A 7,927-nucleotide genomic window follows, 5' to 3' on the forward strand; every position below is an offset into this window, starting at 1 on the left:
AATTTAACTATATTATAAATAAATAAAAAAAATAAAAAGATAATATTAAAACACGAGGAGAAACTATGATGCAATTTCCTATATCACCACAACCCACATATGATCCTGAGGCTGTACAACCTATGCGCGATGAATTGATTGCGGTTGGTTTTGAGGAATTAATAACACCAGAAGACGTTGATAGAGTTTTAGAGAACAATGATGAAGAAACGGTTTTAGTGTTGATTAATTCTGTGTGTGGTTGTGCAGCGGGCAGTGCCAGGCCCGGAGTATCCGTAGCTTTACAGCATAATATTATTCCCGATCGTTTTGTAACCGTTTTTGCCGGTCAGGATAAAGCGGCAGTAGCTCATTTACGTCAGCAATATTTAAACGAATTTCCACCTTCATCGCCGTGTATTGTATTATTGAAAAACAGCAAGGTTCTGAATATTTTGCATCGCCATGATATTGAAGGAAGATCCCCGGAAGAAATAGCAGATAAACTTACAGTGATTTTTGAGCAACAATGTAGTAAAAATGGACCTTCTATAAGTCCTGAAGATTATGCTCAATTAGTGCATGCGGTAGCTTGTGGTTCTAAAATACCTATGTTTGGTGATAACTAGGCTAACTAAGCTATAGAAAGGAGAGTTGACATGGCAAAGTTCATTCAGGTAGCCAAAAAATCCGAGATCGCCGAGCAATCGGCCAAATGTATCGAAATCGAAGATAAGCGCATCGCTCTGTTCAACCTCGGTGGAGAATTTTACGCTATCGATGATACCTGTACCCACCGGGGTGGCCCGCTCAGTGAGGGCACTATTGAGGGCGAGGAAGTCGAATGCCCCTGGCATGGCGCCCACTTCAACATCAAATCGGGAACAGTCACCAACCCGCCGGCCGCCACAGGCGTGACCAAATACAATGTCCGGCTCAACGGAGACGACATAGAAATTGAAGTTTAGGTGGTCTTAAGACAGGAAAGAGAAACAAAATCAACCGTACTACTAAATAAATTAATGGGTGTGAATAAAAAAACATTTGCGAAAGAAGTATCCGTTAATACTGCGGAACAAACCCTGACCATTATCTGGGGTGACGGCCACCAAACGGTTTTTCCTTTGGAAGGCTTACGAAAAGCCTGCCCTTGTGCAGTGTGCGCCGGAGGACACGAGAATATGGGTAAAGCCATTGACCCTGATATCTTCAAGAAACCTCCTACTCAAACCTGGACCATTACCAACCTTGAAGAAATGGGGAATTACGCCGTACAAATTTATTGGGGTGATGGTCACAACACAGGTATTTATCAATGGGAAAGCTTAAGAAGCATGTGCCCGTGTGATATTTGTCAGCCAGAATAATTTGATTCTTTAAATTGTGGTAATCCATTGTTTAGCTTTATTAGTACATACACCCAATGGCTTCATACTCAGTGGCCGGCCGGTGTTGTGGAAAAATTGCCTCAAATAAATCAAGATTATTCCACTAATATCGCCGGTCTCTACATCGTGGGAGATCTGACAGGCATACCGCTGCTGAAGTTTTCATCAGACAGCGGAGCCAAAGCCGTTCAAAACATTCTCGCGGATAACGATTTCCAAAAGCTTCGCCCAGAGGATAGCAATCCGGAAATACTTGACCTGGCCATCATTGGCGCCGGGGTATCGGGCATGGCAGCAGCGCTTGAGGCCAGAAAGAGCGGTCTTTCATTCGAAATCCTCGAATCTACCGAACCTTTCTCCACTATCGTGAACTTTCCCAAAGGCAAGCCCATCTACACATACCCAACGGATATGATTCCCACCGGTGACCTGCAATTCACCGCCACTGTTAAGGAGCCTTTGGTTGACGAACTTAAAGCACAATCACTTGAACGTGGAATTAAACCGCGAATGGCCAAAGTCGAAAAAGTGCTGCGTAAGGAAAAGCACCTTGAGGTGGTCATTGTCAATGAAGAGAACCTGCTTGCCAGACGGGTCATCGTGGGGATCGGCCGCTCGGGCAACTTCAGAAAGTTAGGTCTTCCTGGAGAAGATCGCGACAAAGTCTATAACCGTCTCCTCGACCCCAAAGATTTCTGTACCGATGATGTTCTGGTGGTCGGCGGGGGAGACAGTGCTCTGGAGACGGCCATTGCCATCGCCCTGTGTGGTGGGAATGTGACCCTTTCCTACCGCAAGGGTGAATTCTCACGACCCAAACCAGAAAACATTGAATGTCTGAACAAGCTTACCGTCGATCCCATGGCCGATGTCGCGGTAGAGACCCCCATCTCCGTGTACGTTACCACGAGCTGCGGCGGCTTTCTGGCCGAACACAGGCAACCCGGAAACATCAAACTGATGATGGGCAGCAAAGTCAAGAGCATAGGTGAATCGGACGTAATCCTTGTTAATGCTGACGGCAAGGAGGTTAGCCTGCCGAACGATGTTGTCTTCACGATGATTGGTCGTGAGGCGCCGCTGGAGTTCTTCCGTCGCAGCGGCGTGAAGATCACCGGCGAGATGGGGGCCCGGGGTTGGACGGCATTCGCTCTTTTTCTTGCCTTTTGTGCCTTTATCTACAACTGGAAAGCTGGCGGCCAGCTAACGAAGCTGTTTGAAGAACAGCGCTGGTTTCCTTTCAACATACCCGACTTGCTGACAAGCCTGGGCGCATCATTCTCTGCAATGGCTGCCGAGCCCTCCACATACTTAGGAACATTGAATATAACTTTGGCTGAACCGGGATTCTATTACAGCCTGGCTTACAGCCTTCTGATAGTCATTTTCGGGGTTCGGCGGATCAGACGTAGGAAAACCCCTTACGTGAAGGTGCAAACCATAACTTTAACAGCTATCCAGGTCATCCCCCTCTTTCTGCTGCCTTATTTAATTTTACCCTACATAGGACATAATGGCTGGTTCGATGCCGGCATTGGCAAAAATATAGCTGATGCCCTCTTTCCTGAAGCAAACTACGGACATGGACGTGAATATTGGCGCTCGATTGGATTCATTCTGGCTTGGCCGCTCTTCATTTGGAACATATTTACCTGGCAGCCCCTGTGGTGGTGGCTTGGTATTAGTCTGGTTCAAACTTTCGTGCTCATACCGCTCATTATCTACTTTTGGGGCAAAGGAGCATACTGCGGCTGGATTTGTTCATGCGGCGCGCTGGCTGAGACTTTGGGTGACACGCATCGCCAAAAGATGCCTCACGGTGCTTTCTGGAACCGGATGAACGTGGTTGGGCAGGTCATTCTGGCGTTGGCATTCCTACTGTTAATTACTCGCCTGATCAGTTGGATTTCACCCGACAGCAGCTTTGGCCGAACGGTGAATGGCCTCTATGGAGGGCTCCTGTATGGCTGGCAGATTTTCGGCATACAACTCAACTATAAATATATGGTCGATTTGTTTTTAGCCGGGATCGTCGGATATGGTGCATACTTCTGGTTCAGCGGTCGCGTCTGGTGCCGTTTTGCCTGTCCCCTGGCAGCTCTAATGCATATATACGCGCGCTTTAGCCGGTTCCGCATCCTGGCGGATAAAAAAAAGTGCATATCCTGCAATGTGTGTACCTCGGTTTGCCACCAAGGGATCGATGTCATGAACTTCGCCAACAAAGGTCTGCCAATGGAGGATCCGGAATGTGTACGCTGCAGCGCCTGTGTGCAGTCCTGTCCGACCGGTGTTCTCCAGTTCGGTCAGATTAACCGGAAGACGGGTGATGTGATTAAGGTCGACAAATTAGCGGCGTCCCCCGTGTTGATGCAGGAGCAATGACCGGCTGTAGTGCAAAAGCGCCGGTAAACAGTTGAGTCAGCACCTAAGGTGAATCACCGGGTAAAATGAGATCGGCTATTTTCCCTGGCTCGAATCGTCCCCAGACTTTTAGAAAAATAACGTACTTAACGTAACCATGTTGAGGACTGTACCAAAAAACAATGACTTATGTGCTATTTTGCAGAATACCATGGGCCTCTTAAGCCCAGGGTTCGGGGTTCGATTCCCTGACGACGCACAAGCTTAAATTTAATAAAAACAATTACAAGTTCTCCCTTTCTGGAGAGCTTTTTTTGTTTGGGATATGGACAAATGTGGACATTTTTGGACTAAAATCGCACCCAAATCGCACCCACTTTTTTTATGTTGATTTATTCATATAATCTTTGAATGCAAGAGAGTATAACCATTGCCCCGAAAGTAAGAATTGGGATTCGAGTCGCGCCTGGCGTACAAGGCTAATTTCAATACAATAGGAGAGAAGTTTTCGTTTTCAGGTTTTTTTGTAGCCGAATTACAGACAAATATGGACAAATTATGGTACAGTATCTACTATCCATATCCACGCATAAATGTATTGCATTTCTCACACATTTATACCAAGAACGGAAATGAGTAATATTTATACCTAATTCATTCAGAAACTAGAAATTGTAATGCCGTTTGTCTTTGTTTGTTATCGATATTTTTTACTGCTAATGCTAAAGCTTTTCTACTGCCAACTAGAATAGCCATTTTTTTTGCACGAGTCAAACCAGTGTATATTAAATTCCTGTAAAGCATTTTATAATGTTGCGTGCTAACTGGGATTATCACTGAATCAAATTCACTACCCTGAGATTTATGGATTGTTATGGCATAGGCCAATGAAATTTCTGACAAGTCATCTATTTTGTAAATAACCTTTATATTTTGGTCATAAAATCTTATGGAACAACTATAGTCATTAGAATCAATGTATTCAATTATACCAATATCCCCATTAAATACATTCAAATCATAATTATTTCTAGTTTGGATTATTCTATCACCTGCTCGAAAGAATCGTTCACCAAGTTTTATTTGAATTTTTTTATCATCTTTTGGATTTACACTTTCCTGAAGTACCGAATTTAAATTATGTGTTCCTAGACTTCCCCTTACTTGAGGCGTCAGAATTTGTATTTCATAATTTTCTCCAAATTTTTCATAAATTGTTTTTGTATATAATCTTTTGATTGTTTCAAGAGCTGTAAGTCCATAATTTAATGATGACCATGGATGGATATTTTTTAAGATATTTCTAAACTCGTCAATATTTGAGGATGTCAGTGATAGTTTTTCCAAATCGACATGTCTAAATTTTTCAGGTATTGTCAATATTGGTTCATTTATTGATTCTAGATTATCAGGTTCTGGTATATAAAGATTTTTAACAGAGATCTGTTCTTCAACTTTATTCATTTGACCTGTTATTTTATTGTCAGTTTTTAAAAAATATGATGAGCCATCAGACAATGTTTTATTTATTGCATTTTTAGCTTTCACAATAAATTTCAATTGTTCTTGGGTCGCCTCTTCAGAATCAATGAATAGGCAGTCAACAGATTTATTCCAAATGTCAGGATCGTTTATTGGACTTGATATTTGAGGTACGTTTCCTCTGTTAATTTCATGTGCAAATTTTATTATGCTTGATTTAGCAGCTTGTCTGAAAATTTTTGTCAATTTAAAATTAATTACATTTTTACAAGACAATAAATCTGACAATACAGAGCCTGGTCCAACTGATGGTAACTGATCTGGATCGCCTATAAAAAGTACCTGTGATTTTGGTGGAACAGCCCTTAGGAGTGAGGAGGCAAGAGTAATATCAAGCATTGAACACTCATCAACAATTAAAAAATCACAATTTAATGGTGATTCCTCATTTTTTTTAAAACCGGCACTACCTGGTTCCCATTCAAGCAATCTGTGTATTGTTTTAGATTCAATCCCGATTACTTCACTCATTCTCTGTGCAGCTCTTCCCGTTGGAGCTGCCAAAAGAACATTTTTTTTCATGGCCAAAAGCAATCGTACAAGAACCTTGAGTATTGTTGTTTTACCACATCCAGGACCACCTGTTAAAATAGAAAATGATTTTTGTACAATGCCTTGAACACTTGCACTTTGTTCATCACTTAAAGTGATCTGTTTTAATTGACAATAACGGTTAATCCAATTTTGAATGCGGCTAATATCACAAAGAGAGTTCTGATTTATTAACAATTTAACTTTTTGAGAAACTTTTTCTTCATCATAATAAAGGGATTTAGAGTAGTAACAGTTTATTATTTCATCATCAATGGTTAGTGTTCGTGATTTAATATCATTGTCTTTTAGAAGGTTTAAAATGCATTTGTGAATAATCTCATCATTTTCCAATTCAAGTAATAGTTTAGCTTTTGTAGTGATTTGCTCTTTCGTAAGGTAACAATGTCCCTCATCTCTACTACTGGCAAGCACATGTCTAATGCCAGCAAGTATTCTTTTCTTTCCATCTTTTGTAAATCCAAGTTCTAATGCGATTTTATCTGCACTGAAAAATCCTATTCCATAAATATCCTGGGCTAATTGGTATGGATTATCTGAAACGATTTTAATTGAATCATTTCCATATTGTTTGAAAATTTTAACAGCAAAAAGTGTACTAATACCATGAGATTGAAGAAATATCATCACATCTCTAATTGCCCGATGTTCTTGCCAGGAAGATTGAATGTGACTTAACTTTTTTTCTGCAATACTTGGGACTTCTAATAACTTTTCAATTTTTTCTTCGAAGACTTGTAGTGTTTTATCTCCAAAATGTTTGACTATTTTTTTTGCAGTTTTAGGTCCCACTCCTTTGATAAGACCAGAACCTAAGTATTTTTCTAATGCAGCTGATGATGCAGGTTTAATTTCTAAAACTTTGGTAGCTTTAAATTGTTCTCCATATTTCGGGTGATTTATCCAATTACCGAAGAATTTCATACTAGCTCCTGCAAAGACCTGAGCTTGGTGAATTATTATAGGAATTATGGTAGATGGAGAATTAAAAGGAGCAACTTTTAAGACAGACCAACCAGTTTCAATGCTATGAAATGTGATACGTTCCACAACACCAGAGATCTGCTCTTCGTGTATCTGAGTTGTCAAACTAATCCTTAATTTTAAACTATAATCGATAGACACTGCGAAGTTTTAAGAAATGCAAACTTTGTATCAAGGTCAATAGATTTTGATTTATTCAAACTGGATCTTTACATAAATGTCCGGAGTTTTTTCATGCACTAAATATCCGCGCATCTGGTTACAGCCATTTTTTTGTCTAGTCGTGGGTGCGATTGAATGGGTGGTGGTATTGAAATGGTCACACTGAGTAACATGACAATCTTTGTGAAAAAAGGAGAGAATCAAAGTTGCTCCGCGAGCAGCAAAAAAATGTCGCAAAAAATCGTATCCAAAGTGACCTGTTTGACTGGATAATCTAATGTTTAAATATACATTGGTGGGTTCATAACCCGAAGGACGCGGGTTCTAATCCTTCCCCCGCTACAAAAAGCTGTTTAAAAACAGTTGCTATGGGGTCTTAAATGGACGCCTTTTTTATTTTAAAATGCAGGCGAAAATGTGGCAATGGAAAATTTTGTTTTGATGGGCTTGCTTGCAGGCCCTTAAGGCAGAATTTGAACCCAATTGGAAAATTAGATTTAAGTTTTTCTTCTGGGTACTTTGAGATTTTACATTAGCCAGCACTTTGCATTTCAGTTAGTTAAGAACAACAAATGCTTCGTAAATCTTAGCTACTTAGAGCGTTGGCCTCCGGAGCCAAAGGTTGGGGGTTCGAATCCCCCCTGGCGTACAAGGCTAAATTTAATATTTTCAATATGAAGGCTTCCAATTTTGGAGGCCTTTGTTGTTTGTATGAATGGACAAATGTGGACAAAAAGGGACAAAAATCGCACCCAAAATCGCACCCAAGTTTTTGCGTAACTTTTACGTAACTCCGGTAGATACTGCCTAAGGCTTTGGAACTGCTCGAAATCCTTGAAAATTAAATTTCTTAGCCTTACCTTCGTTTCGTCAATTCTCTATCATTCATACTGGAAAACAATAATCGGCAAAACAATATCACATTACAAGATTCTTGAAAAGCTCGGTGAAGGCGG

The 7,927-nt window shown here is 40.9% G+C and carries 5 protein-coding genes; 4 read left to right on the forward strand and 1 reads right to left on the reverse strand.

Annotation, left to right across the window (positions count from 1 at the left end):
- Positions 1-68: 68 nt before the first annotated feature.
- From IH879_15615 to IH879_15630, 4 genes are read left to right on the forward strand one after another with little or no spacing between them, the layout of a single operon-like run.
- The gene (locus IH879_15615; protein MCH7676354.1) at positions 69-608 is read left to right on the forward strand and encodes a BrxA/BrxB family bacilliredoxin; all 540 of its coding nucleotides are present in this window, start codon (positions 69-71) and stop codon (positions 606-608) included.
- 30 nt (positions 609-638) lie between these two features.
- Positions 639-947 carry a nitrite reductase small subunit NirD gene (gene nirD / locus IH879_15620; protein ID MCH7676355.1) on the forward strand — a complete coding sequence of 103 codons (309 nt, stop codon included), beginning with the start codon at positions 639-641 and terminating at the stop codon, positions 945-947.
- Positions 948-1,001: 54 nt separating this feature from the next.
- The gene (locus tag IH879_15625; GenBank protein ID MCH7676356.1) at positions 1,002-1,346 is read left to right on the forward strand and encodes a DUF971 domain-containing protein; all 345 of its coding nucleotides are present in this window, start codon (positions 1,002-1,004) and stop codon (positions 1,344-1,346) included.
- 27 nt (positions 1,347-1,373) lie between these two features.
- On the forward strand, positions 1,374-3,752 hold the full coding sequence (locus IH879_15630) for an NAD(P)-binding domain-containing protein (GenBank protein MCH7676357.1): 2,379 nt from the start codon (positions 1,374-1,376) through the stop codon (positions 3,750-3,752).
- Between the two features lie 633 nt (positions 3,753-4,385).
- On the opposite strand, the gene IH879_15635 is transcribed toward IH879_15630, so the two are convergent.
- On the reverse strand, positions 4,386-6,914 hold the full coding sequence (locus IH879_15635) for an AAA family ATPase (protein MCH7676358.1): 2,529 nt from the start codon (positions 6,912-6,914) through the stop codon (positions 4,386-4,388).
- Positions 6,915-7,927: the final 1,013 nt, after the last annotated feature.

This window comes from candidate division KSB1 bacterium (genome assembly GCA_022562085.1).
Taxonomy (GTDB): Bacteria; Zhuqueibacterota; Zhuqueibacteria; order Oceanimicrobiales; family Oceanimicrobiaceae; genus Oceanimicrobium.